The sequence below is a fragment of the Pontimicrobium sp. MEBiC01747 genome, from assembly GCF_053601635.1.
Map to the genome: position 1 here is coordinate 1 of NZ_JBSHNS010000614.1, position 23,287 is coordinate 23,287.

At 31.0% G+C, this 23,287-nt stretch carries 24 protein-coding genes; 20 read left to right on the plus strand and 4 right to left on the minus strand.

Annotation, left to right across the window (positions count from 1 at the left end; all coding sequences use genetic code 11):
• The 11 genes from ACVC2P_RS20780 to ACVC2P_RS20830 all read left to right on the plus strand — a co-directional run.
• Positions 1-413: phosphoadenosine phosphosulfate reductase domain-containing protein (locus ACVC2P_RS20780; protein WP_452600353.1), on the plus strand; the 413-nt coding region annotated here is incomplete at its 5' end.
• 92 nt (positions 414-505) lie between these two features.
• Complete coding sequence (locus ACVC2P_RS20785; protein ID WP_452600354.1) at positions 506-1,753, plus strand: sulfate adenylyltransferase subunit 1; 1,248 nt, start codon at positions 506-508, stop codon at positions 1,751-1,753.
• Positions 1,754-1,760: 7 nt separating this feature from the next.
• Positions 1,761-3,851, plus strand: a complete 2,091-nt coding sequence (locus tag ACVC2P_RS20790) for a HEPN domain-containing protein (RefSeq protein ID WP_452600355.1) — start codon at positions 1,761-1,763, stop codon at positions 3,849-3,851.
• Between the two features lie 18 nt (positions 3,852-3,869).
• Positions 3,870-4,637, plus strand: coding sequence for a uroporphyrinogen-III C-methyltransferase (cobA, locus tag ACVC2P_RS20795; protein WP_452600356.1), 768 nt, complete (start codon positions 3,870-3,872; stop codon positions 4,635-4,637).
• Positions 4,637-5,224, plus strand: coding sequence for a precorrin-2 dehydrogenase/sirohydrochlorin ferrochelatase family protein (locus ACVC2P_RS20800; RefSeq protein ID WP_452600357.1), 588 nt, complete (start codon positions 4,637-4,639; stop codon positions 5,222-5,224). Before cobA ends, ACVC2P_RS20800 begins: the two co-directional genes overlap by 1 nt.
• A 3-nt stretch (positions 5,225-5,227) precedes the next feature.
• Positions 5,228-6,277 carry an NAD(P)/FAD-dependent oxidoreductase gene (locus ACVC2P_RS20805; protein ID WP_452600358.1) on the plus strand — a complete coding sequence of 350 codons (1,050 nt, stop codon included), beginning with the start codon at positions 5,228-5,230 and terminating at the stop codon, positions 6,275-6,277.
• On the plus strand, positions 6,277-6,606 hold the full coding sequence (locus ACVC2P_RS20810) for a ferredoxin (RefSeq protein ID WP_452600359.1): 330 nt from the start codon (positions 6,277-6,279) through the stop codon (positions 6,604-6,606). Before ACVC2P_RS20805 ends, ACVC2P_RS20810 begins: the two co-directional genes overlap by 1 nt.
• Before the next feature lie 15 nt (positions 6,607-6,621).
• Positions 6,622-7,362, plus strand: coding sequence for a serine O-acetyltransferase EpsC (epsC, locus tag ACVC2P_RS20815; RefSeq protein ID WP_452600360.1), 741 nt, complete (start codon positions 6,622-6,624; stop codon positions 7,360-7,362).
• A gap of 4 nt (positions 7,363-7,366) precedes the next feature.
• Complete coding sequence (cysM, locus tag ACVC2P_RS20820) at positions 7,367-8,245, plus strand: cysteine synthase CysM (protein ID WP_452600361.1); 879 nt, start codon at positions 7,367-7,369, stop codon at positions 8,243-8,245.
• A gap of 64 nt (positions 8,246-8,309) precedes the next feature.
• Positions 8,310-9,404 (plus strand): acyloxyacyl hydrolase, encoded by a 1,095-nt coding sequence (locus ACVC2P_RS20825; protein ID WP_452600362.1) that lies wholly within the window; start codon positions 8,310-8,312, stop codon positions 9,402-9,404.
• 3 nt (positions 9,405-9,407) lie between these two features.
• Positions 9,408-10,151, plus strand: a complete 744-nt coding sequence (locus tag ACVC2P_RS20830) for a head GIN domain-containing protein (protein WP_452600363.1) — start codon at positions 9,408-9,410, stop codon at positions 10,149-10,151.
• Between the two features lie 170 nt (positions 10,152-10,321).
• Here ACVC2P_RS20830 and ACVC2P_RS20835 read toward each other — a convergent pair whose 3' ends face one another.
• Genes ACVC2P_RS20835 through gldA form a run of 3 tightly spaced genes read right to left on the minus strand, consistent with a single transcriptional unit; the run spans position 10,322 to position 11,788 of the window.
• Complete coding sequence (locus ACVC2P_RS20835; RefSeq protein ID WP_452600364.1) at positions 10,322-10,675, minus strand: hypothetical protein; 354 nt, start codon at positions 10,673-10,675, stop codon at positions 10,322-10,324.
• 4 nt (positions 10,676-10,679) lie between these two features.
• Positions 10,680-10,889, minus strand: a complete 210-nt coding sequence (locus ACVC2P_RS20840) for a hypothetical protein (RefSeq protein WP_452600365.1) — start codon at positions 10,887-10,889, stop codon at positions 10,680-10,682.
• Positions 10,890-10,894: 5 nt separating this feature from the next.
• Positions 10,895-11,788: a gliding motility-associated ABC transporter ATP-binding subunit GldA gene (gldA, locus tag ACVC2P_RS20845; RefSeq protein WP_452600366.1), complete on the minus strand. Its 894-nt coding sequence runs from the start codon at positions 11,786-11,788 to the stop codon at positions 10,895-10,897.
• A gap of 342 nt (positions 11,789-12,130) precedes the next feature.
• On the opposite strand from gldA, the gene ACVC2P_RS20850 reads away from it, so the two are divergent.
• The 6 genes from ACVC2P_RS20850 (at position 12,131) to ACVC2P_RS20875 (ending at position 19,073) form a co-directional block, all read left to right on the plus strand.
• On the plus strand, positions 12,131-12,958 hold the full coding sequence (locus ACVC2P_RS20850; RefSeq protein ID WP_452600367.1) for a prephenate dehydratase: 828 nt from the start codon (positions 12,131-12,133) through the stop codon (positions 12,956-12,958).
• Positions 12,955-14,097, plus strand: coding sequence for a pyridoxal phosphate-dependent aminotransferase (locus ACVC2P_RS20855; RefSeq protein ID WP_452600368.1), 1,143 nt, complete (start codon positions 12,955-12,957; stop codon positions 14,095-14,097). Before ACVC2P_RS20850 ends, ACVC2P_RS20855 begins: the two co-directional genes overlap by 4 nt.
• Positions 14,097-14,948, plus strand: coding sequence for a prephenate dehydrogenase (locus ACVC2P_RS20860; protein WP_452600388.1), 852 nt, complete (start codon positions 14,097-14,099; stop codon positions 14,946-14,948). The genes ACVC2P_RS20855 and ACVC2P_RS20860 overlap by 1 nt, the downstream gene beginning before the upstream one ends.
• Positions 14,949-14,973: 25 nt before the next feature.
• On the plus strand, positions 14,974-16,056 hold the full coding sequence (locus ACVC2P_RS20865) for a chorismate mutase (protein ID WP_452600369.1): 1,083 nt from the start codon (positions 14,974-14,976) through the stop codon (positions 16,054-16,056).
• A gap of 97 nt (positions 16,057-16,153) precedes the next feature.
• Positions 16,154-17,503: a M48 family metalloprotease gene (locus ACVC2P_RS20870; protein WP_452600370.1), complete on the plus strand. Its 1,350-nt coding sequence runs from the start codon at positions 16,154-16,156 to the stop codon at positions 17,501-17,503.
• A 19-nt stretch (positions 17,504-17,522) separates the two neighbouring features.
• Positions 17,523-19,073: a DUF6770 family protein gene (locus tag ACVC2P_RS20875; protein WP_452600371.1), complete on the plus strand. Its 1,551-nt coding sequence runs from the start codon at positions 17,523-17,525 to the stop codon at positions 19,071-19,073.
• 76 nt (positions 19,074-19,149) lie between these two features.
• Here the strand turns inward: ACVC2P_RS20875 and ACVC2P_RS20880 are convergent, their stop codons facing one another.
• Entirely contained in the window at positions 19,150-19,629 is a 480-nt protein-coding gene (locus ACVC2P_RS20880; protein ID WP_452600372.1) for a hypothetical protein, read from the minus strand.
• 286 nt (positions 19,630-19,915) lie between these two features.
• Between ACVC2P_RS20880 and rsgA the strand changes: the two genes are divergently transcribed.
• Genes rsgA through ACVC2P_RS20895 form a run of 3 tightly spaced genes read left to right on the plus strand, consistent with a single transcriptional unit; the run spans position 19,916 to position 23,285 of the window.
• Positions 19,916-20,869 carry a ribosome small subunit-dependent GTPase A gene (gene rsgA / locus ACVC2P_RS20885; protein ID WP_452600373.1) on the plus strand — a complete coding sequence of 318 codons (954 nt, stop codon included), beginning with the start codon at positions 19,916-19,918 and terminating at the stop codon, positions 20,867-20,869.
• A gap of 10 nt (positions 20,870-20,879) precedes the next feature.
• Positions 20,880-21,332, plus strand: coding sequence for a D-aminoacyl-tRNA deacylase (gene dtd, locus ACVC2P_RS20890; RefSeq protein WP_452600374.1), 453 nt, complete (start codon positions 20,880-20,882; stop codon positions 21,330-21,332).
• Positions 21,333-21,386: 54 nt separating this feature from the next.
• On the plus strand, positions 21,387-23,285 hold the full coding sequence (locus ACVC2P_RS20895) for a DUF3857 domain-containing protein (protein WP_452600375.1): 1,899 nt from the start codon (positions 21,387-21,389) through the stop codon (positions 23,283-23,285).
• The last annotated feature ends 2 nt before the right edge of the window (positions 23,286-23,287 follow it).

Here is a 23,287-nt window from a genome sequence, read left to right on the forward strand (position 1 = left end):
AATTATTCGATATGCTAAACGGAGCAATAGAACACGGGCAAAATGTAAGAGTGTTTCCTATATCTAACTGGACAGAATTAGATGTATGGTCCTATATTCAAAAAGAACAAATAGAGATCCCATCAATATATTTTGCCCATACTAGAGCAACATTTTTAAGAGACGGTTTAATATGGTCTGCAGATGATGATGTTGTTTACAGAGAAGAAGATGAAGAAGTTAAAGACCGTGTTGTACGTTTTAGAACCGTAGGAGATATGAGTTGTACAGCAGCAGTATTATCAAATGCAGCAGATATCTCCACAGTAGTACAAGAAATAAGAAATTCTTCAATATCAGAAAGAGGCGCAAGAATAGACGATAAACGCTCTGAAGCAGCCATGGAAAAGCGTAAACAACAAGGGTACTTTTAAAATAGTATTCAGCATTTTCCAGCAATAGAAATCTTCAATAAAATAATAAAATTAAACCAATAGTTTAAAAGCTAATGGGCAAAAAACATATAATGGAAGTTTTAAAAATAGCAACAGCAGGAAGCGTAGATGACGGTAAAAGTACTTTAATTGGACGCTTGCTTTATGATACAAAATCATTAACAACAGATAAGTTAGAAGCCATAGAAAAAAAGAGCAAACAACTAGGGTATGACTATCTAGATTTTTCTTTAGCGACAGATGGATTGGTAGCAGAAAGAGAACAAGGCATTACAATAGATGTAGCACATATTTACTTTTCTACAACCAATAAAAGTTACATTATTGCAGATACCCCTGGCCATGTAGAATATACTAGAAATATGGTTACAGGAGCATCAACCTCTCAAGCCGCAATAGTATTAATAGATGCAAGAAAAGGAGTAATAGAACAAACCAATCGCCATTTTTTTATAAATAATCTGTTAAGAATAAAAACAGTTATAGTAGCTATAAATAAAATGGATTTAGTTGATTTCTCCGAAGAAAAATATAATGCTATAAAATCCGATTTTGAAGCATTAATGAGTAAAAGAGACTATAAAGAACAAAACATAACGTTTGTTCCAGTAAGTGCATTAAAAGGAGATAACGTTGTTAATAAATCTGAAAACACACCATGGTATTCTGGTAATACATTATTAGAGTATTTAGAAAATATAAATAACGAAGACATATATAATACAGGAACCCCAAGATTTCCTGTACAATATGTAATACGACCAAAAACATCAGCATTCCACGATTTTAGAGGCTATGCAGGAAAAGTATATGGAGGCGAATTAAGCGTAGGAGATGACATAGTTGTATTACCATCTCAAACAAAATCTAAAATAAAAGACATTCACTTTTATGATAAAAAAGTAGAAACAGCAGCCAGACGCTCTTCAGTATTAATTACACTTCAAGATGATGTAAATATTAGTAGAGGAGACATGATTGTAAAGGCAAACGATTTGCCAACAATAGAAAGACAATTTACAGCAACAGTATCTTGGATGGATTCTAAGAACTTAACATTAGGCGAAAAATACATGCTACAACACGGTGTTAATAAAGTCTTGGCAAAAGTAGATACTATACACCACAAAATAAATCCAGATTATTCTGGAATAGAAGAAGATGTCAATGCTTTACAAATGAATGATATAGCAACAGTATCTTTTAAGCTTAATAAACCTGTTTATTATGACGCTTTTAAAGAACATAGAACAAATGGCTCATTTATACTAATCGATTCGCAGTCCAATAATACCGTTGGAGCTGGGTTTATTCAATAACAAAATAATGCAAAGCTTTAGAACAGAAATTGAAAACCCTGTAGTAGAAAAGGATATCATAGATTTAGCCAATAAAATAGAGCTATTTCAAAACGGAAAAATTGACGAAGAAAAGTTTAGAAGTCTACGTTTAGCAAGAGGCGTTTATGGACAACGCCAACATGGAGTACAAATGATTCGTATAAAACTACCGTACGGAAAAGTACTTAGTCATCAGTTACGAAGAATAGCTGAGGTTTCCGATGAGTATTCTCGTAGTAGACTGCATATTACAACGCGACAAGATATACAAATCCATTATGTCGATTTAAATCGCACACCAGAATTATGGGCAGAATTAGAACGAGATAATGTAACATTAAGAGAAGCCTGTGGAAACACAGTAAGAAATGTAACGGCAAGCGAAACAGCAGGAATAGACGTAAAGGAACCTTTTGATGTTTCACCATATGCAGAAGCTGTTTTTTCCTTCTTTTTAAGACATCCGGTTTGTCAAGAGATGGGACGAAAATTTAAAGTATCTTTTTCGGCCACAGAAGAAGATACAGGTTTGTCCTACATGCACGATTTAGGATTTATAGCAAAAATAGAAAATGGAGTAAAAGGATTTAAAGTTATGTTAGGTGGTGGCTTGGGCTCTCAACCAAGGCATGCAGACACACTATATCGTTTTTTAGCTTCAGATAAAATTATTCCTTTAATGGAAGGAGTGCTAAGAGTTTTTGATAGGTATGGAGAACGTAAAAGTAGAGCAAAAGCACGATTAAAGTTTTTGTTAAAAGATATTGGTTTAGAGGCTTTTAAATCACTAATAGAAGAAGAGCAAAATGCTATAGAATTTAAGACAATAGCAATTAATGAATCCAATTATAAAACTTCGAAACCTGTTGATGTAGAAACACCAATAGTAGAAATACAAGATGTTAATGCATTCAATATATGGAAGTCAACAAATGTCATTCCTCAAAAGCAAGAAGGCTATTTTGCAATAGGTATTAAAGTCTTACTTGGAGATTTTTATACAGACAAAGCACGATTATTAGCCGATTTAGTAGAGCAATATGCAGCAGGAGAGATACGGTTAAGTTTAAGACAGAATATTTTAATCCCTTTTGTAAAAGAAGATTTATTACCTTTTTTCTATACAGAATTAAATAAATTAGGATTTACAGAATTAGGTTATAATAAAGCAGTAGATATAACAGCTTGTCCAGGTACAGATACATGTAATTTAGGTATTGCAAGTAGTACAGGAATAGCCGAAGAATTAGAGCGGGTAATAAAAACCGAATATCCACAATATATAGAAAATAAAGATCTAGTAATAAAAATTAGTGGTTGTATGAATGCCTGTGGGCAACATAATATGGCAAATATTGGTTTTCAAGGCATGTCCATTCGTACCAAAAACAAATTAGTAGCTCCGGCGCTACAGATCCTTTTAGGCGGAGGAAATTTAGGAGATGGTAAAGCTAATTTTGCAGATAAAGTTGTGAAAATACCGAGTAGAAGAGGCCCAAAAGCACTTAGGCGAATACTTAATGATTTTGAGGCGAATAGTAACAAAAAACTGTTTGTAGATTACTATAAAACACAAGGAGAAAAATACTTCTACGAACTATTAAAGGATTTAACAAATACAGATAACCTTACTCCAGAAGATTTTATTGATTGGGGAACAGAAGAAAACTACATAAAAGCTATTGGTATAGGTGAATGTGCAGGAGTAGTAATAGATTTAATAGCAACCTTATTTTTAGAAAGCGAAGAAAAAATAGAAGAAGCTAAAATAGCCTACACAAACAAAGTGTATTCTGGAGCAATATACGAAGCCTACCGCTCAATGGTAAACTCTGCAAAAGCAATACTACTATCAGAAAACATAAAAACAAATACGCAGGCTAATATTATTAGTCAATTTGATGAATTATATGTAAGCACTAATAAGGTAAAACTAGGCGTTTCTTTTTCAGATTTAGTTTATCAAATAAAAGCATTTCCACCAACTAAAGATTTTGCCTTGAGTTATATAGAAAGTGCAGAAACATTTTTGAAAACAGTAAAAATATTTAGAGAAAAAGATATTGCTACAGCATAATTTTCAATGAAAAAAAGTATGAAAAATTCAAGATTAACAGTTGTTGGTGCTGGGCCAGGAGACCCCGAGTTAATAACTCTAAAAGCTATTAAAGCAATCCAAGACGCTAATGTTATTTTGTATGATGCACTGGCAAATAGCAAATTGTTAGAATATGCATCAGCAAATTCAGAGCTTATTTTTGTTGGTAAACGAAAAGGGTGTTACGCATACCATCAAGAACAAATAAATGAATTAATTGTACAACGTGCATTAACAAAAGGGCATGTTGTTAGATTAAAAGGAGGAGATCCCTTTATATTTGGTCGCGGGGCAGAAGAGATAGATTACGCAAAATCATTTGGTATAGAAATCTATGTAGTTCCGGGTATTTCATCATCGGCAGCAGTGCCAGCCTACCAAGGTATTCCTTTAACAAAACGAAACGCATCAGAAAGTTTTTGGGTTATAACAGGCACAACAAAATCGCATAAAATTTCTGGTGATATTGCCATTGCTGCAAAATCTACAGCAACCATTGTAATATTAATGGGAATGGGGAAACTATCTGAAATTGTAAAGATTTTTACTTCAGAAGGAAGAGAAAACGAAGCCATAGCTATCATTCAAAATGGAACAACACCACAAGAAAAAATAGGAATAGGAAAAATAAACACCATAGAAGCTATAGTAAAAAAACAGCAACTATCCTCTCCAGCAATCATTATTATAGGAGAAGTAGTAAAAGAACGTGTTGAATTAACTAAAGTAGTACAAGACGCTAATAAAACACCAATTTTAGTATAATGGAAACAAAAGAAAGAAATAATTTATACCCTCTTTTTTTTAAACTTAAAAACTTAGAAGTTTTAATAGTTGGAGGAGGTTTTGTTGCCGAAGAAAAACTGATGTTTTTATTAAAGTCTAGCCCCGATGCTAATATAACTATGGTTGCACCAATGTATAGAAACACAACTATAGAAATAGCAAACACAGGGAATGTAAAACGAATTGTAGATACTTATAAAAAAAAATATTTGCAAGGAAAGCATATTATAATAGCAACAACAGATAGTCCTGAAATTAATAGAGCCGTATATACAGATTGCAGAGCAGAAGATAAATTAGTTAACGTGGCAGACAATCCGCCATATTGCGATTTTTATATGGGAGGTATTGTAACCAAAGGCAATGTAAAAGTTGCTATTTCTACAAATGGCAAATCGCCTACTACAGCCAAACGCTTACGGCAGTTTTTTGAAGACGTGATACCAGAAAATATAGATGACTTGGTTAAAAACCTCAATCGCTATAGAAAAACAATAAAAGGGGATTTTGAACAAAAAGTAGAAACTTTAAATGAATTTACTAAAGGATTAGTAGAAAAAATATAAAACATGATTAAAACAGATATACTAATAATTGGAGCAGGACCAACAGGGCTATTTACTGTATTTGAAGCAGGTTTGTTAAAATTAAAATGCCATTTAATTGATGCCTTACCACAAGCAGGAGGGCAATGTTCAGAATTATATCCTAAAAAACCTATTTACGATATTCCAGGATTTCCAGAAATATTGGCGGGAGATTTAACAGCTAATTTATTAGAACAAGGAAAGCAATTTCAACCTGGGTTTACTTTAGGTGAACGCGCCGAAACAATAGAAAAACAAGAAGACGGTAGTTTTATAGTAACCACAAATAAAGGCACACAACACCATGCGCCTATAGTTGCTATTGCGGGTGGCTTAGGAAGTTTTGAACCCAGAAAACCGCAAATAGAAGGAATAGAGAAATACGAAGATAAAGGCGTAGCATACTTTATTAAAGACCCAGAAGTATACCGTAATAAAAAAGTAGTTATAGCAGGTGGAGGAGACTCTGCTTTAGACTGGAGTATCTTTCTAGCAGATATCGCTTCAAAGGTGACTTTAGTGCATAGAAGAAATGAATTTAGAGGGGCATTAGATTCTGTAGAAAAAGTACAAGAATTAAAGTTGTTAAATAAAATTAATTTAATAACACCAGCAGAAGTTACTACCTTAAAAGGAGAAAATTACCTAGAAGGCGTTTCAGTAATTAAAGAAGGAGAACAAATAGATATAGAAGCAGATTATTTTATTCCTCTTTTCGGGCTGTCACCAAAACTAGGCCCGATAAGTAATTGGGGATTAGAAATAGAGAAAAGCGCAATTAAAGTAGACACATTAGACTATCAAACTAATATTCCAGGCATATATGCTATAGGGGACGTTAATACGTATGAAGGGAAATTAAAATTAATTCTTTGTGGGTTTCATGAGGCAACGTTAATGTGCCAATCGGCTTATAAACTATTAAACCCAGGTAAAAAGTTTGTTTTAAAATACACAACAGTAAGTGGGATAAATGGGTTTGATGGAACGCGTAAAGAATCACCAAAAGCAGTAGTAAAAGCTATAGTATAATGCAAGACGTTACGTTATATATAACAGACCGAAAAGGAGAAAAACATACCGTTATAGCACCTACAGATATGGCTATGAATGTTATGGAGATTGTAAAGTCATACGAGATAGAGCCAGAAGGAACAATTGGTGTCTGTGGCGGTATGGCCATGTGCGCATCCTGCCAATGTTATGTAACATCTAACCATAAACTTAATATAATGGAAGACGAAGAAGATGCTATGTTAGCAGAAGCATTTAACGTGCAAAATAATAGTCGATTAAGTTGTCAACTTCCTATTACTGAAGCATTACATGAATTAGAAATAGAATTAGCACCCGAAGTATAACATAGAGCGTATCTCATGGCTATAGAAACCATAAGTATTCCATTTAGATTTAAAGAGCAAGTAGAAGAATTAGCTAAGGAGTTGTTTTATTATACTCTAGAATCTCCAAAAGTACAAGAGCAATTAATACCCGCTATAAAAACAACTTTTTTTTATGTTTCGGAAACATTAAGCTGTGGTATTTGTAATAGTAAATGGCAACAATTTGTAGAAGCACTTAAACAGTTAAGGCCAAAGTTGGAGTTAGATGCCGAAGCAGCATATAAAAACGACCCAGCAGCAAAAAGCATTAAAGAAGTCTATTTAGCATACCCAGGGTTTTATGCAATAACAATGTACCGTATAAGCAATATATTATGGCAATTAAATATTCCTATTTTACCAAGAATGATAAGTGAATATACACATGGTGCTACAGGAACAGATATCCATCCAGGCGCAACTATAGGAGATTCGTTTTTTATAGATCATGCAACTGGGGTAGTTATAGGAGAAACAGCAATAATTAAAAACAATGTTACCATATACCAAGGCGTTACACTTGGAGGCATTAAAGTAGAAAAAACACTAAGTAATACTAAAAGGCATCCAACAATAAATAATAATGTTACTATTTATGCCAATGCGACTATTTTGGGAGGAACTGTAGTAATAGGTGAAAATAGTATCATAGGAGCCAATGTTTGGATTACTAAATCTATTCCCAAAAACTCAATAGTAACTTATAAATCGGATATAAAAATTACTAACACATAAAAACATGAGCATTTTAAAACAAATTGGGAATACACCGTTAGTAGAAGCAGCACATTTGGTAACCAAACCAAACGTTAAATTGTATTTAAAGTTAGAAGGTAATAACCCAGGCGGAAGTGTTAAAGATAGGCCAGCCTATAATATGATTGCTCAAGCTGTAAATAGAGGAATCATAAAAAAAGGAGGGCATTTAGTTGAAGCCACAAGCGGAAATACAGGAATTGCATTAGCATATGTAGCACGATTATTTGGTTTAAATATATCATTAATAATGCCAGAAAATGCAACCCAAGAGCGCGTAAAAACAATGCGAGCTTATGGCGCAGAAGTTATTTTAACCTCTATAAATAAAGGAATAGAAGGAGCAAGAGATGTTGCATTTAAAATGAGAGATGACAAAGGCTATGTGCTATTAAATCAATTTGAAAATAACGATAATTGGAAAGCACATTATAAAACAACAGGCCCAGAAATATGGAAAGATACTAATGGAGAAATTACCCATTTTGTATCTGCAATGGGAACCACAGGAACCATAATGGGGACCTCAACTTTTTTAAAAGAACAAAACAAAAATATTCAAATTATAGGAGCACAACCAGAAGATGGTTCTAAAATACCAGGTATAAGAAAATGGTCGCCAGATTATGTGCCAAGTATTTTTAATAGAGAAAAAGTAGACCGTATTATTGAGGTTAATGCTACCGAAGCTACATTAATGACGCAGCGCTTGGCTAAAGAAGAAGGCATATTTGCAGGTATGAGTAGTGGAGGGGCAGTAGCTACAGCACTTAAACTCATAGAAACTATTAATAGAGGTGTCGTTGTAGTTATTATTTGCGATAGAGGAGATCGTTATTTGTCGTCTCCGCTGTTTGATTGAAAAACTTAAAATTTTCTAACTCAATATATTTTAGTTTACATTTGCAGCCTAATTAAATTGATTAATGAAATACTTTTTAAGCTGTATTCTCTTGTTATGTTGTTTATTCTTAAATGCACAAGACGATAAGAATCCGTTTGGGTTAGATGTTAATTTTTTCTATGGAAATATTACAGAACATAACTCAGATATTGCTCATTTAATAACAGGGCATCCAACCGGAGTGATATTAAGTTATAACCAAAAAACATTTGGAAAAGAAGCTTGGGAAAGCCGTTACAATTATCCAGATTATGGAGCGTCTTTTATTTATCAAGATTTAAAAAATGAGTTTTTAGGTGATAATTTTGGGGTTTATGCGCATTATAACTTCTATTTTTTTAAACGTAATTTAATGTTTCGTATTGGGCAAGGGATAGCCTATAATACTAACCCATACGATAAAGAAACAAACTTTAGAAACACTGCTTTTGGTACCCATTTGTTAAGCTCTACTTATGTGATGCTTAACTATAAAAAAGAAAATATATTTAAAGGATTTGGATTACAAGCAGGAATCTCACTTATACATTATTCTAATGCTAATGTAAAAGCGCCAAATAGCTCTATAAATAGTTTAACCTTTAATATAGGAACTAACTATGTGTTAGATGCAGATAACAAACCAGAGTATATAGCTTCAACAGAAGATAAAAAGTTTACAGAAAAAATAAAATACAATTTAGCCTTTAGATCTGGAGTAAATGAAAGTGATGTAATTAACTCTGGGCAGTATGCATTCTATATTTTTTCGGCCTATACAGATAAGCGTTTAAATAGAAAATCGGCAATACAATTAGGAACAGATGTGTTCTTTTCAAATTTTCTAAAAACACATATTCGTTATAATGCTGTAGCCTTTCCGTTAGATAATGTTAGTGGCGATGAAGATTATAAACGAGTAGGCGTTTTTGCTGGTCACGAATTATTTATAAGCAAAACCTCTTTAATTACCCAATTAGGATACTATGTGTATTACCCATTCGATTTCGAAGGAAGAATGTATAGTAGAATAGGACTAAAACGTTATTTTGGAAGTAAGTTTTTTGGAGCGTTAACCTTAAAATCGCATGCAGCAAAAGCAGAAGCCGTAGAATTTGGAATAGGAGTAAGATTATAAACTATGAGAAAAATATTATACACATTAACAATATTACTATTAGTAAGTTGTAATAGCGAAAATGCTCCAGATTGTTTTCAAAATGCAGGAGATATTATTCAAAAAGAATTTAATGTAACCGATTTTACAGAGATTATAGTTTTTGAAAATATTGAGTTGATTGTTACAGAAGGAGCTACGCAAAATGTAACCGTTGAAACGGGAGAGTTTTTAATGAGTGATATTGATATTAAAGTAGAAAATGGGAAATTGTTATTAAAAGATAATAATGGCTGTAATTTTACTAGAGACTATGGTATAACAAAAATATTTGTTACTGCACCCAACTTAACTAAAGTTAGAAATAGTAGTCAGTTTACAGTAAGAAGTAATGGGGTTTTAAACTATGAAAGCTTACATTTAATATCTGAAGATCATTCTGGAGATTTTTATAATGTAGGGATATTTAATGTTGAAGTTAATACCGTTAATTTAAGAGTAACAATTAATAATTTAACAACAACCTACGTTAGCGGTAATACTACCAATTTAAGAATTTCTCATGCATCAGGTGATGGACGATTTGAAGGTAGAAACTTACTGGCAGATAATGTTTCAATTTTTCATAGAGGAACGAACGATATTATAGTTACACCTCAAGTAGCCTTAGATGCAAAATTAGTAAGTACAGGAAATGTAATTGTAACTAATACACCTCCTACAGTAGATATTTCAGAATTATTTAATGGGCGTGTTATTTTTGAATAACTTTAAAATCTGTGTTTTAAAAATATTTAAAAGTATTAGTAATATTATAATTGAAGGAAAGAGTATTATAAACAACCAAAAATTAAATTCCACATAAGTAATACCTAAAAGGTTGGCGGCGTTAATACAGAAATCTGTAAAGTACCAGTATATATCTTTTACAATTTTTGTCATGATTTAGATTTAGGCAGCCTTTTAATTAATCGCCATAAAAGAAAAATAGAAACTATAGGAAATATAATAACATATAGTAATAAGTTCATTTGTGCATAACTAAGCTTAAAAGGATTTTGCTTTAGCCATGCAATATTCTTTTTATAAATATCAAAATGTCTAGTTGCAAAAGAAGATTGATTATCATTTTTTAACAGCTCATTAAAATGAATACAACCTTTATTATGGCATACTCTAGTACAGTACTCTTTGTTTATAGAATTACTAGGCGTTTCTCTTGTTTCATTAATAAGTATAACTATAAAAAAAGGTATAGATACAATTGCTAATAAAAGAGAAAAGCGTTTCATTTTATTAATAAACTATAAAAATTAGAGCACTTACAATTAGTAATATAATTGATGCTCCTATTCTACGGTTCCAAGATTCATCTAGTATATCTTTAAAACTCTTTTTACCGAGATATAGTACCCATTTTAGGCAAGCACCTAAATACTTAGGAAAACTATAAACTATAGATTCAATAAGAACTTCAACAATAAACTCAACAATACTTTCTATCATTAAAACTAAGACGTTAAATCTCTAAACATACTTTCTAAACTAGCATTCTTTTGGTTTAACTGAAGAATTTTTAACTCATTATCATGAGCAAAATCAAAAACGTGAGAACGCATATCTTTTGTAGTAGAAAACGTAATTTCGTATATAAAATCGAAAGTATTAGTAACCTTTTTTACATGAGGTAATTTTAATAAAAATGCATCTTCAACACGATAGTCAAACTCAACAACAACAACTTGTTCTTGTCCATCTCGTAATTCTGATAATTTTTTATTGGCAACAATTTCGCCTTTATTAATAATAATCACGTGGTCACACATAGCTTCTACCTCTTGCATGATGTGTGTAGATAAAAACACGGTTTTTTCTTTACCAATAGTTTGTATAAGGTTTCTTATATCTACTAATTGGTTAGGGTCTAGTCCAGTGGTAGGTTCATCTAAAATTAAAACATCTGGGTTATGCAATAAAGCATTAGCTAAACCAACACGCTGCCTATAGCCTTTAGAAAGTTGAGAAATTTGTTTGTGAGCTTCTGGTGTAAGTCCTGTTAATTCTATTACCTCTTCAACTCTAGCTTTACTAACTTTATAAACATCGGCATTAAAAGCTAAATATTCTCTAACATAAAGCTCTAAGTACATTGGGTTGTGCTCTGGTAAATACCCAACACTTAGTTGTACTTGTTTAGGTTGTGTAGAAATAGAATGCCCATTAACTATAGCATGTCCTTCGGTTGGACTTATAAAAGTGGTTAATATTTTCATCATTGTAGATTTTCCTGCACCATTTGGGCCAAGAAAACCAACAATCTCAGGTTTTTTAACTTCAAAAGAGATATTGTTTAAGGCTTTTTGTTCTCCATAAACCTTAGTTATATTTTCAACTTTTATAGACATATTAAAAACTTTATTCAAAAGTAAACATTCTGTAATTTAAAGACTAGTATGTTTACAAATCTTTAAATTTTATAGTAAAACACTAAAAATAAAGCTTTAGTATTTTGATTTGTTAATTTATTAATTACTTTAGCAGCATAAAATAGATATCTGTTTTGCAGATAATAGATAATGAACAATAATTTAAACACATATTTTAGCTGGTTTTATTTCTTTTTTAACAAAAGGAACGAGACGCTATGTGTGTAATTTAAATATTACTATAAACAAAAAAAGTCTCGATATATATCGAGACTTTTTTTGTTTATAGACTTTTATAAAGACAGTATAAAAAAATAAAATATGGTTAACTCAGTTTCAATACAAGGCGTAAAAGGCTCTTTTCATCACATTGTATCTCAAAACTATTTTGGAGATAATGTTGCGGTTAATGAATGTTTGTCTTTTGATTTAACAGTATCTAAATTATTAGATAAAAAATCTGAAGCAGCCATAATGGCTATAGAAAACTCCATAGCAGGATCTATCATTCCAAATTATGCATTAATAGATAACAATAATTTACATATAGTAGGAGAACATTATTTAGATATTCAGCACCATTTAATGGCACTACCTAACCAAAAAATAGAAGATATTACAGAGGTGCATTCTCACCCTATGGCATTACTACAATGTAAGACCTTTTTTAAAAAACATCCGCATATTAAATTAGTAGAGGATATAGATACGGCAGATGTAGCAAGACGTATAAAAGAAGATAATATTAAAGGTGTTGCAGCAATAGCAAGTTATTTAGCGTCTGAGATTTTTGAATTGAATATTCTAGCCGAAAGCATTCAAACTATAAAACATAACGAAACAAGGTTTGTTATTGTAAAAAGAAACAAACCAGAATTATTACCAGCAGAAATAAACAAAGCCTCTTTAAAGTTCGAATTAGACCATAAAAGAGGAAGCCTAGCGGCAATGCTTAATGTTATGAGTGATTGTAAACTAAATTTAACCAAAATACAATCGTTGCCCATAATAGAAACACCTTGGAAATATTCCTTTTTTATAGATGTCACTTTTGAAGATTATAAAGATTACGAAAAAGCAAAATCTATTATGGCGATAATGGCAACAGAATTTAAAGTTTTAGGAGAATACAAAAACACAAAAAAATGATAGAAGTAGCAAACAGGTTACATAGTGTTGAAGAATACTACTTCTCTAAAAAACTAAAAGAAGTAAGAGCTTTAATAGCAAATGGGAAACCTATAATTAATTTAGGAATAGGGAGCCCAGACCTACAACCGCCAGAAACCGTAATTACAGCAATTACAGAAAGTTTTAAAGATGGTAATGCACATAAGTACCAAAGTTATCAAGGTATACCAGAATTACGCGAAGCAATATCGGGTTTTTATAAAGCACATTTTAATGTAAATATAAAAGCTGCTTCAGAAATATTACCATTAATGGGTAGTAAGGAAGGAATTATGCATATTTCTATGGCATTTTTAAATGCAGGAGATAAAGTATTAATACCTAACCCAGGCTACCCAACATACACATCGGTAACAAAATTAATGCAAGCAGAGCCCGTGTACTATAACTTAGAAGCAGCTAACAATTGGTGTCCAGACATTACAACTTTAGAGCAGCAAGATTTAAGTAAAGTAAAACTAATGTGGTTAAGTTATCCGCACATGCCAACAGGAGCAAAAGCTAGTAAAAAAGTATTCACAGATTTAATAGCATTTGCAAAACGAAACAATATTTTGTTGGTAAACGATAATCCATATAGTTTTATTTTAAATAATAATCCATTGAGCATTTTAAGCGTAGAAGGCGCTAAAGAAGTTTGCTTAGAGTTAAATTCTTTAAGTAAAACATTTAATATGGCAGGATGGAGAGTAGGTATGCTGTTAGGAAATAATAAACTGCTAAACGAAGTCCTTAAAGTAAAAAGCAATATGGATTCTGGAATGTTTTATGGCATTCAAAAAGGAGCAATAGAAGCTTTAAAAAGCTCTAAAACGTGGTTCGAAAATTTAAATGCTATTTACAGTGTGCGCAGAAAGTTAATATGGAAATTGGCGACAAAGCTTAACTGTACATTTAATGAAGATACTAATGGGTTATTTGTTTGGGCAAAATTACCAAGTGGAGAAACATCAGAAGTATTTATAGATAAATTATTACACGAAAACAATTTGTTTGTAACACCAGGAACAGTTTTTGGCTCGCAAGGAGAAGGTTACATAAGGTTTTCATTATGTGCTTCAAATGAAGCAATAGAAGAAGCGATTACAAGACTATGATACAAAACATATACATAATAGGAATAGGACTAATAGGAGGAAGCTTAGCCTTAGATATTAAGAAAAAGCGACCAGAAGCCATTATTTATGGTATAGATAGCAGCGAAGACCATTTAAACCAAGCCTTAGAATTAAATATAATAGAAGAAAAAGCAACTATAGAAGACTTAGATAAAGCAGATTTAGTAATACTGTCTATTCCCGTTGATGCATCTGTAAAACTATTGCCTCAAGTTTTAGATCGTATTTCAGACTTTACAACAGTAGTAGATGTAGGTTCTACAAAGCTAGATATTTGTAATGCGGTTGAAAACCATAAAAAACGCAGAAATTTCTTAGCAATGCATCCTATAGCAGGAACAGAATTTTCAGGCCCAAAAGCAGCCATAGAAAATTTGTTTCAGCATAAAACAAATATTATATGCGAAGTAGAAAAAACCGCATTTAAACTCCAAGAAAAAGCATTACAGTTATTTACAGAAATTGGTATGCGTATGCGTTACATGAATCCAAAATCGCATGATAAACATATAGCATATATGTCTCATTTATCGCATATAAGCTCCTTTATGTTAGGTAAAACAGTGATTGAAAAAGAAAAAAATGAACGCGATATCTTCGATATGGCTGGTAGTGGGTTTGAATCTACAGTGCGCTTAGCTAAAAGCTCGCCAGCTATGTGGGCGCCTATATTTAAACAAAATAAAGCGAACGTTATAGAAACCTTAGACGATTACATAACTAACCTAACACAATTTAAAAACATGATGGAGAATGATGATTTTGAAGGTGTTTATAATGAAATGAAAGACACAAATTATATAAAACAAATACTAAACGGAATAAGCTAAACTCGAAAGAGTAAAAATAAAAGACATGGAAAATAAAAAAGAAATGAGAACTTGGTTAGACGATTTACAATTAGATCACCCATTAGTAATCGCTGGACCTTGCAGTGCAGAAACAGAAGAACAAGTATTAAAAATAGCACATGAGCTAAAAGATACAGATGTAAGCTACTTTAGAGCAGGAATTTGGAAACCAAGAACAAGGCCAGGAATGTTTGAAGGTGTTGGAGCTTTAGGATTAAATTGGCTTAAAAAAGTAAAGGAAGAAACAGGAATGAAAACCTGTACAGAAGTTGCTAATGCAGCACACGTAAAATTAGCTATAGAAAATGATGTCGATTTATTATGGATTGGTGCACGCTCTACAGTAAGCCCTTTTATAATGCAAGAATTAGCAGATGCATTAAAAGGAACCGATAAAACTGTATTAGTAAAAAATCCTGTAAACCCTGATTTAGCTTTATGGTTAGGAGGAATTGAACGATTACATAAAGCTGGAATTAAAAACTTAGGAGCCATACACAGAGGGTTTTCTACCTACGAAAAAACAAAGTATAGAAATATACCAGAGTGGCAACTAGCTATTGATTTTAAAAACAGATTTCCAGATATTCCTTTAATTAACGATCCCTCTCATATAACAGGAAAAAGAGATATGGTTTTTGATGTCTCGCAAACTGCATTAGATTTAAATTTTGATGGATTAATGATAGAAACACATACCGATCCAGATAATGCATGGAGTGATGCCGCACAACAAGTAACCCCAAAAACATTAATACAAATGATGAAGGATTTACGAATTAGAAAAGTAAGCGATCCTGAAACAGAATATAATAATGAATTAGGAAATTTAAGAGCGCAAATAGACGTTGTAGATAACCAAATAATAGATTTAATTGGTAAACGAATGAAAATAGCCGATGGTATTGGGGCTCTTAAAAAGAAACGTAATGTAGCTGTTTTACAAAGCAAACGTTGGAATGAGATTTTAGGAAAAATGGTTCTAGAAGGTGAACAAAAAGGGCTAAGCGAAGAGTTTATACTTAAAATGTTTAAAGCCATTCACCAAGAATCTATTAACCATCAAGAAAAAATAATAAAAGGATAAAAGTTACTTGCTTAAGAGGTTAAAATACTTACTTTTGAAGAATAAAAAATCTGACGCTAGCTAGAGTCAGATTTTTTATACTCTATAATCAATTATAATGAAAGTCTCTTTAATAACTTTATCCTTTCTTATTCTTTCTGTAGTTTTCGGAAACGCCCAAATTATAGAGAATGAATATATCCCTAAAGAATTAGATTCTATAAAAAAATACCTAAAACGAATCAATTCTAATCAAATTAGGGAAATAAAAGGGGCATTTTCATCTAAGATAAAAAAGATTTATAAGGGTAGAGATGAGAAAACAATCGAAAAAATAGAGGATAGTGTTTACTATTTTAATAAGGAAGTAAAAAATAATCTAGATGCGATTTTAAATCATATATATACTTCAAACCCAAACATAAATACCAAAGATTTCTGTTTTTTCATCAATAATTCTTTAGCGCCTAATGCAGCGTGTTATGGAGATGGTATGTTCGAAATTAATTTAGGGTTATTTACTGTATTAGACTCAGATGATGAACTTGCATCTATTATTTGCCATGAGATAGCTCATAAATTATTGCGCCATTCTATAAACAATGTAACTAATTCTGTGGCGACTATTAACTCTAGAGAAACAAGAGTGAAAGTTAAAAAAATAAAAAGAAAAAAATACGGTAGAACAAGAGCTGCACTTTCTATAATAGATGAATTAAGTGTGAAAATTTTAGATCATTCGCAGACGGCTGAAGCTGAGGCCGATTCATTGGGGTATATTTTATTATCTAAAACAAAATACGCCAAATCTAATGCAGTTAGTGCATTGGTTAAGTTGAAAAAAGTAGATGATATGATGCTCTACCACGATGTTAGGTTAGATAGTGTTTTTAATTTTGAAAGCTATCCCTTTAAATCATATTGGTTAAAAAAAACAGCTTCAATATTTAATGCTAAAGAGAAAATTGACGAATTTAAATTAGAATCCGATACCATTGAAACGCATCCAGAACTGGAACTTAGAGTAAAAAAATTAAATAAGAATTTTAATATACCAGATAGCAGTAGTGCCATTTCACAACGGCATCTTAAAGAAATTAAAAAAATAGCATATATACAAAGTATCGAATATGTTGTCGACTTAAAATTACTAGATTTAGCAATCTATCAGTTAATTGAAAAGTATGATAACAAAAAAATAACTACAGAGTATTATTATTCTACTATGGCTAAGGTGTTTAAAAAAATATATAAAGCAAGAAAAAAACATGAATTAGCTAAGTATGTGCGTTTATCAAATAATTTTTCAGACGAAAAACAATTAAATAGTATCAGGCGTTTTATCCATAATTTGGAACTTTCCGAAATAAGAAAAATAGGGTTAGCGTTTTGCAAATCAAACAAAGATAAATTACCTAATAATAAAGACTTTAACGAGATTCATGATTTTTTTGAATCTATAAATTAATAATTAATTAAATTAACAAATGAAGAAATTTTTAATAGTAGTCATACTATGCTTTTTGAGTGTAAGTAATTATGGACAAGAAAAATTATTAAATGAAATTACATCCTTTAAGATAAAGAATTCAGGAACATTTATGGATAAAAACAATGATGTTGATGGATATTATTTTTATTATGAAGTTGATAAGTTAAAAAAGGGCAAACGAGAGTACGCTATAAATATGTTAGACAATAATCTAAATGAAATAGCTACTAAATCTTACATAGGAAATAAAGGAGACATATTAATAGAAAGTAAGTTTAATAATCAATCGCTTATGCTTACCATGATAAACTTAGGTAAAAGACATTATAAGTTAGTGACTTTTAATAAAAATGGGGAGCAAGGTGAAGACATTATAATACCTCTATCAAGAATGAATACTTTATTTTTAGAATCCATGTACAAATCAAATAAAGATTTCGTTAAGCCTTTATTTCCTGTAGACAATAAAGGGTTTATATTTAATCATATGACGTATAAAAATAGAGCTATAGCGTCTAAACTAAAATACTTTCCTACAGATGGTGGTAAATCGTGGGTATACGAACAGGTTTTAGAAAAAAAGAAACCTAGTGTCATTAAGGTTCTTGAGGCTAACGAAAAATATGTAGTGCTTTTGGAAGGGATAACGTCTATGGGGAAAAAGAGAAATGGAAAAGATGCTACATCTATAGAAAATATTATTGTATTAGATGTTAATACGGGTGAATCTTTATTTAAAAAAAAATATGATAAAAATGATTTTAGATCGGTATCAAATGCCTTTTTAACTGCAGATAAAAATCTTGTGTTGTTAGGAGAGTATTTTAATAAAAGTGATGAATTATTTAAAAATAAGAGCTTAGGTTTATTTGCTCAGGTACTTGATATAAAAGGTACTGTTGTTTCTGATAAAAAAATAAGTTGGGAGTTAGAAATTAATAAAGCTTTAGGAACAGAAAATATAAAAGAAGGAGAGTATATTTTTTTTCATGACATTATTCGAACACAAAAGGGAACGTATTATGCTATGGCCGAAAAATTTCACAAAACATTAAACAGTAGAGGGAAAGTAGAAAATAGTATTACAGTAACAGATGCTGTAGTTTTTGCTTTTGATGACGCCTTTAATCTTGAAGAGGTTGAAGTGTTTAAAAAAGAAAAAAGTGTTTTAGTTCCAATTTCAGCTCTAACTGAAGTTACAAGTCCATCAGAATTATTAGAGACCCCTCAATTATATGCACGTCTTGTAAAAGCTTTTGGTGGTTTTGATTACGAATTTACTCAGATAGATAAAGATAGAGATCGATTTTATGCAACATATATAAACTACGATACATCAAAAAAAGAAGACAAAAAAATAGTGCTTAAAACTATAATTTATAATGAAGATAAATTATCGGAAGACGAGATTACGCTTACCGAGTCTAAAGGAGATGATGTATCTTATAGAATATTACCAGGTAAGTTAGGGTATATAATGCTATTAGAATATAACAAAGAAAAGAAAGCATTAAATATGCGATTAGAACGATTAAATATAGAATAACTGATTTTTTTTCACATAAAAAGAGCCACTTTTGGATATAGAAAGTGGCTCTTTTCTTTTATGTAAAAACAAACAATTAGTTTGTTCTTTTAAACATATATCTAGTAATAAAAATACCTTTTCCGTCTCCTTTTCCACCTTCGCTTTCTACAGCAGTGTTAACAAAGGCTAGTTCCCATCCTTCAGCAATCATTGTGTTTATTTTAGAAGTCATTACAGCATCATTAGCAGCAATGTTTTGAAAACGAATACCACCTAAGTTATAGAAGTTTAATAATTTAGTTTCTTCGTAATCTTTTACACGAATTTCCCCTCTTTTAGATTTATTTTTTTTGTCTTTACCTTTATCTCCAGATCTTACAGAAGTAAACTCTTTATAATCTTTCTTTTCTGTAGCAGAAATCATTCTAGATCTTCCTAAACCATTTGGCACAATAGATTCTACAACAGTAACAACTTTGTATTCTACTTCTGCAGGTTTACTATCAATATTAACAAAAGATACCGAGATAAAAGCGACAGCTGCAAAGGCAGCAAATAATAAAATTTTTTTCATAATGAGTGTTTAAATTTTTGTTTTTAAATTATTAATTAGAGAGCAAGATATCAACTTCTGTGCCATTAATCAAAAAAATATATTCATACAAATAAAGCGTTTACTTATTAGAGTTATTTTAAGCTTTGTTATTTATATAATTTTGGTATAACTAATTAAAATATAAAACGAATTTTATTTTTGGTTACTACAATAACAGGAGGAAAACGTTTAGGTACCAAAAAAGGAATACATAGATTATTATAATTTAATATAAAAGTTGTTATTTTGTAGCTTAAACTAATGAATGACAGGACTAGTATATAAATCTACAGGAAGTTGGTACACCGTAAAAACCGAATTGGGAACAAGCTACGAGTGCCGAATAAAAGGTAAATTCAGACTAAAGGGAATAAAAAGTACCAACCCAATAGCTGTGGGCGATTATGTAGATTTTGAATTAGATACAAAAAGCGATAAAGAAACCGGTGTTATTAATACCATTCATGATCGTGAAAACTATATTGTACGTAAATCTGTAAACTTATCTAAACAAACCCACATAATCGCCTCTAATGTAGACCAAGTATTTTTATTAGTAACTATAGATAATCCGCCTACATTTACAAGTTTTATAGATCGTTTTTTAGCATCGGCAGAAGCCTATTCTATAAAAACAGTATTACTATTTAATAAAATAGATACCTATAACGAAGAGACTTTATTAGAGGTTAAATATCTAGAACACATTTACAATAAAATAGGATACGAGTGTATTACTATTTCTGCAAAAACAGGAGAAAACATAGATAAGGTAAAAGGTTTAATGGAAGGCAAAGTAAGTATGTTTTCTGGGCACTCTGGCGTAGGTAAATCTACTTTAGTTAATGCTATAGAGCCTAATTTAGACTTAAAAACAAAAGCCATTTCCTCGCAGCACATGCAAGGCCAGCATACCACAACGTTTGCAGAAATGTTCGATTTAAGTTTTAATGCAAAAATAATAGATACCCCAGGTATAAAAGGCTTTGGAGTAGTAGACATGGAAAAAGAGGAAGTTGGCGACTATTTTCCTGAGTTTTTTGCTCTAAAACAAGACTGTAAGTTTAACAATTGTTTACATAAAGAAGAACCAAAGTGTGCAGTAAAGCAAGCATTAGACAATAATGAAATTGCAGCATCGCGTTATAATAGTTACATACAAATATTAGAAGGAGACGAGCAACATTATCGTACAGATATTTGGGATAAAGAACAATAGGAAATAAAAAATGAAAGCAGTAATCCAAAGAGTTACACATGCAGATGTAACTATTAATGGAAAACAAGTTGCTAATATTAATGAGGGATTATTAATATTATTAGGAGTTGTTACTAACGATACACAAGAGGATATTAAATGGTTATGTAATAAAATAACAAACCTTCGCATTTTTGAGGATGATGGTGGTGTTATGAATAAATCACTTACAGACACAAAAGGAGAAGCTATAGTTGTAAGCCAATTTACATTGCATGCTAGTACTAAAAAAGGAAATAGACCTAGTTATATAAAAGCAGCAAAGCCAGAAGTAGCAATACCTATTTACGAAGCATTTGTGAAACAATTAGAACAAAATATAGGAAAAAAAGTGCAAACTGGGGTCTTTGGAGCAGACATGAAAGTGTCGTTATTAAATGATGGTCCAGTAACTATAATTATAGATACTAAAAATAAAGAATAATATATTATAACATTTTTTACTAGCAATACCTTTAAACTAATCAATAAAAAATACATGAGATTTAAAAGAACTATAAGCATTATTGTTATGCTTATTTCCCTAACAACTTACTCTCAAGACAAGTTAATAGCTCTTACAATAAACCCAGAATTAAAAGAGAATGCAAATGCTGTAATACGGCTAAACGATGTTACTATAAATATAGAAAAACATAATAAATTTACATATATAAATAAACGTATTGTAACTGTTTTAAGTAAATCGGGGAAGTCAGATGTAGGTGCATATATGCATTACAGCAGCAATACAAATATAAAAAAAATAGAAGCAGTTATTTATGATGCTTTAGGACAAGAAATTAAAAAAGTAAAAAAGAAAAACTTTAAAGATGCTAGTGCAGTAGATGGAGGAACCCTCTATTCAGACTCTAGAGTTAAATATTTAGATTACACACCAGTTAACTATCCATACACAGTTGTATTTGAAACAGAAGTAGAATATAAATCTACAGCATTTATACCTGGCTGGAGACCCATTGAAGATGTCTTTGTAAGTACAGAACACTCTAATTATAAAATTAATAATACTTCTGGTGTAGAATTAAAGGTAAAAACACAAAACTTTGATAACTACAATATCGAAAAATTAGAAGATTATAATTATTTAGCTAAAAATTTAAAAGCATTAAAACCAGAAGCTTATGCTCCATCTTTTAGTACTTATGCACCTTCATTAAAAGTAGCATTAACCAAATTTGTAATGGAAGGTGTAGAAGGAGTAAATACAGATTGGCAAGACTTTGGAAAGTGGGTAGACGATAAGTTAATACACAATACGCAAGAATTACCAGCATCTGTAAAAGCAGAAATAAAACAGATAACAAAAAATACAACTTCTAATATAGAAAAAGCCAAATTAGTTTATAAATATATGCAAGACAAAACACGCTATGTAAGTGTGCAAATAGGCATTGGGGGCTGGAAACCAATGTTAGCAAGCGATGTAGACAGATTAGGATATGGAGATTGTAAAGCATTAACTAATTATACTAAAGCGTTATTAGATGAAGTAAATGTAGAATCCTATTATACTATTATATATGGGGGGAGAAACGTAGAAAACATAGACAAAGAATTTTCTGCAACGCAGGGAAATCACGCAATTTTAGCAGTACCTAATGAAGATGATTATGTTTGGTTAGAATGTACCAGTCAAACGGCACCATTTGGATATAATGCTAATTTTACAGACGATAGAGATGCTCTAATTATTACCCCAGAAGGAGGTAAAATAGTACATACAAAAATATACCCAGCTGAAGATAATTTACAAACTACTACAGCCAAAGTGAAATTAGATAAGGAAGGGAGTATTTTTGCAGATGTAGAGATAACCTCTAAAGGCACACAATATGATTATCATGTAGATTTAGAAAATAAAAACGAAAAAGAAGCTAAACTACACTATAAAGATTATTTTAATAATATAAATAACCTAGAGCTTCTTAAAATGTCTAAAAACAATGATAAAAATGAAATTGTTTTTACAGAGAATGTCAACTTGGCTGCAAGTAAATATACATTAAAAGCGGGCAATAGATTATTATTTGCACCTAATATGTTTAATAAAACAACTAATGTACCACCTAGATATAAGTCTCGTAAACTGCCATTTAAAATAAGTAGAGGCTTTACAGATGTAGATGAATACAAAATAGAATTACCAGAAACGATAGAAGTAGAAGCCTTAATGACACCAGTATCTATAGAAAATAAATTTGGAAGCTATTCTGTAGTTATAGAAAAGAAAGCAAATAATTTGTTAGCATACAAAAGAACATTGGTTATTAATAAAGGAGATTATAAAAAAGAAGACTATAAACAATTTAGAGCGTTTTATTTAAAAATAGTTAAACACGATAAATCTAAAATAGCATTAAAAACCATCAATTAATT

Excerpts from the sequence above, each read along its gene's own strand:
- ACVC2P_RS20785 (WP_452600354.1), top strand. The coding sequence starts at position 506 with ATGGAAGTTTTAAAAATAGCAACAGCAGGAAGCGTAGATGACGGTAAA.
- ACVC2P_RS20790 (WP_452600355.1), top strand. The coding sequence starts at position 1,761 with ATGCAAAGCTTTAGAACAGAAATTGAAAACCCTGTAGTAGAAAAGGAT.
- cobA (WP_452600356.1), top strand. The coding sequence starts at position 3,870 with ATGAAAAATTCAAGATTAACAGTTGTTGGTGCTGGGCCAGGAGACCCC.
- ACVC2P_RS20800 (WP_452600357.1), top strand. The coding sequence starts at position 4,637 with ATGGAAACAAAAGAAAGAAATAATTTATACCCTCTTTTTTTTAAACTT.
- ACVC2P_RS20805 (WP_452600358.1), top strand. The coding sequence starts at position 5,228 with ATGATTAAAACAGATATACTAATAATTGGAGCAGGACCAACAGGGCTA.
- ACVC2P_RS20810 (WP_452600359.1), top strand. The coding sequence starts at position 6,277 with ATGCAAGACGTTACGTTATATATAACAGACCGAAAAGGAGAAAAACAT.
- epsC (WP_452600360.1), top strand. The coding sequence starts at position 6,622 with ATGGCTATAGAAACCATAAGTATTCCATTTAGATTTAAAGAGCAAGTA.
- cysM (WP_452600361.1), top strand. The coding sequence starts at position 7,367 with ATGAGCATTTTAAAACAAATTGGGAATACACCGTTAGTAGAAGCAGCA.
- ACVC2P_RS20825 (WP_452600362.1), top strand. The coding sequence starts at position 8,310 with ATGAAATACTTTTTAAGCTGTATTCTCTTGTTATGTTGTTTATTCTTA.
- ACVC2P_RS20830 (WP_452600363.1), top strand. The coding sequence starts at position 9,408 with ATGAGAAAAATATTATACACATTAACAATATTACTATTAGTAAGTTGT.
- ACVC2P_RS20835 (WP_452600364.1), bottom strand. The coding sequence starts at position 10,675 with ATGAAACGCTTTTCTCTTTTATTAGCAATTGTATCTATACCTTTTTTT.
- ACVC2P_RS20840 (WP_452600365.1), bottom strand. The coding sequence starts at position 10,889 with ATGATAGAAAGTATTGTTGAGTTTATTGTTGAAGTTCTTATTGAATCT.
- gldA (WP_452600366.1), bottom strand. The coding sequence starts at position 11,788 with ATGTCTATAAAAGTTGAAAATATAACTAAGGTTTATGGAGAACAAAAA.
- ACVC2P_RS20850 (WP_452600367.1), top strand. The coding sequence starts at position 12,131 with ATGGTTAACTCAGTTTCAATACAAGGCGTAAAAGGCTCTTTTCATCAC.
- ACVC2P_RS20855 (WP_452600368.1), top strand. The coding sequence starts at position 12,955 with ATGATAGAAGTAGCAAACAGGTTACATAGTGTTGAAGAATACTACTTC.
- ACVC2P_RS20865 (WP_452600369.1), top strand. The coding sequence starts at position 14,974 with ATGGAAAATAAAAAAGAAATGAGAACTTGGTTAGACGATTTACAATTA.
- ACVC2P_RS20870 (WP_452600370.1), top strand. The coding sequence starts at position 16,154 with ATGAAAGTCTCTTTAATAACTTTATCCTTTCTTATTCTTTCTGTAGTT.
- ACVC2P_RS20875 (WP_452600371.1), top strand. The coding sequence starts at position 17,523 with ATGAAGAAATTTTTAATAGTAGTCATACTATGCTTTTTGAGTGTAAGT.
- ACVC2P_RS20880 (WP_452600372.1), bottom strand. The coding sequence starts at position 19,629 with ATGAAAAAAATTTTATTATTTGCTGCCTTTGCAGCTGTCGCTTTTATC.
- rsgA (WP_452600373.1), top strand. The coding sequence starts at position 19,916 with ATGACAGGACTAGTATATAAATCTACAGGAAGTTGGTACACCGTAAAA.
- dtd (WP_452600374.1), top strand. The coding sequence starts at position 20,880 with ATGAAAGCAGTAATCCAAAGAGTTACACATGCAGATGTAACTATTAAT.
- ACVC2P_RS20895 (WP_452600375.1), top strand. The coding sequence starts at position 21,387 with ATGAGATTTAAAAGAACTATAAGCATTATTGTTATGCTTATTTCCCTA.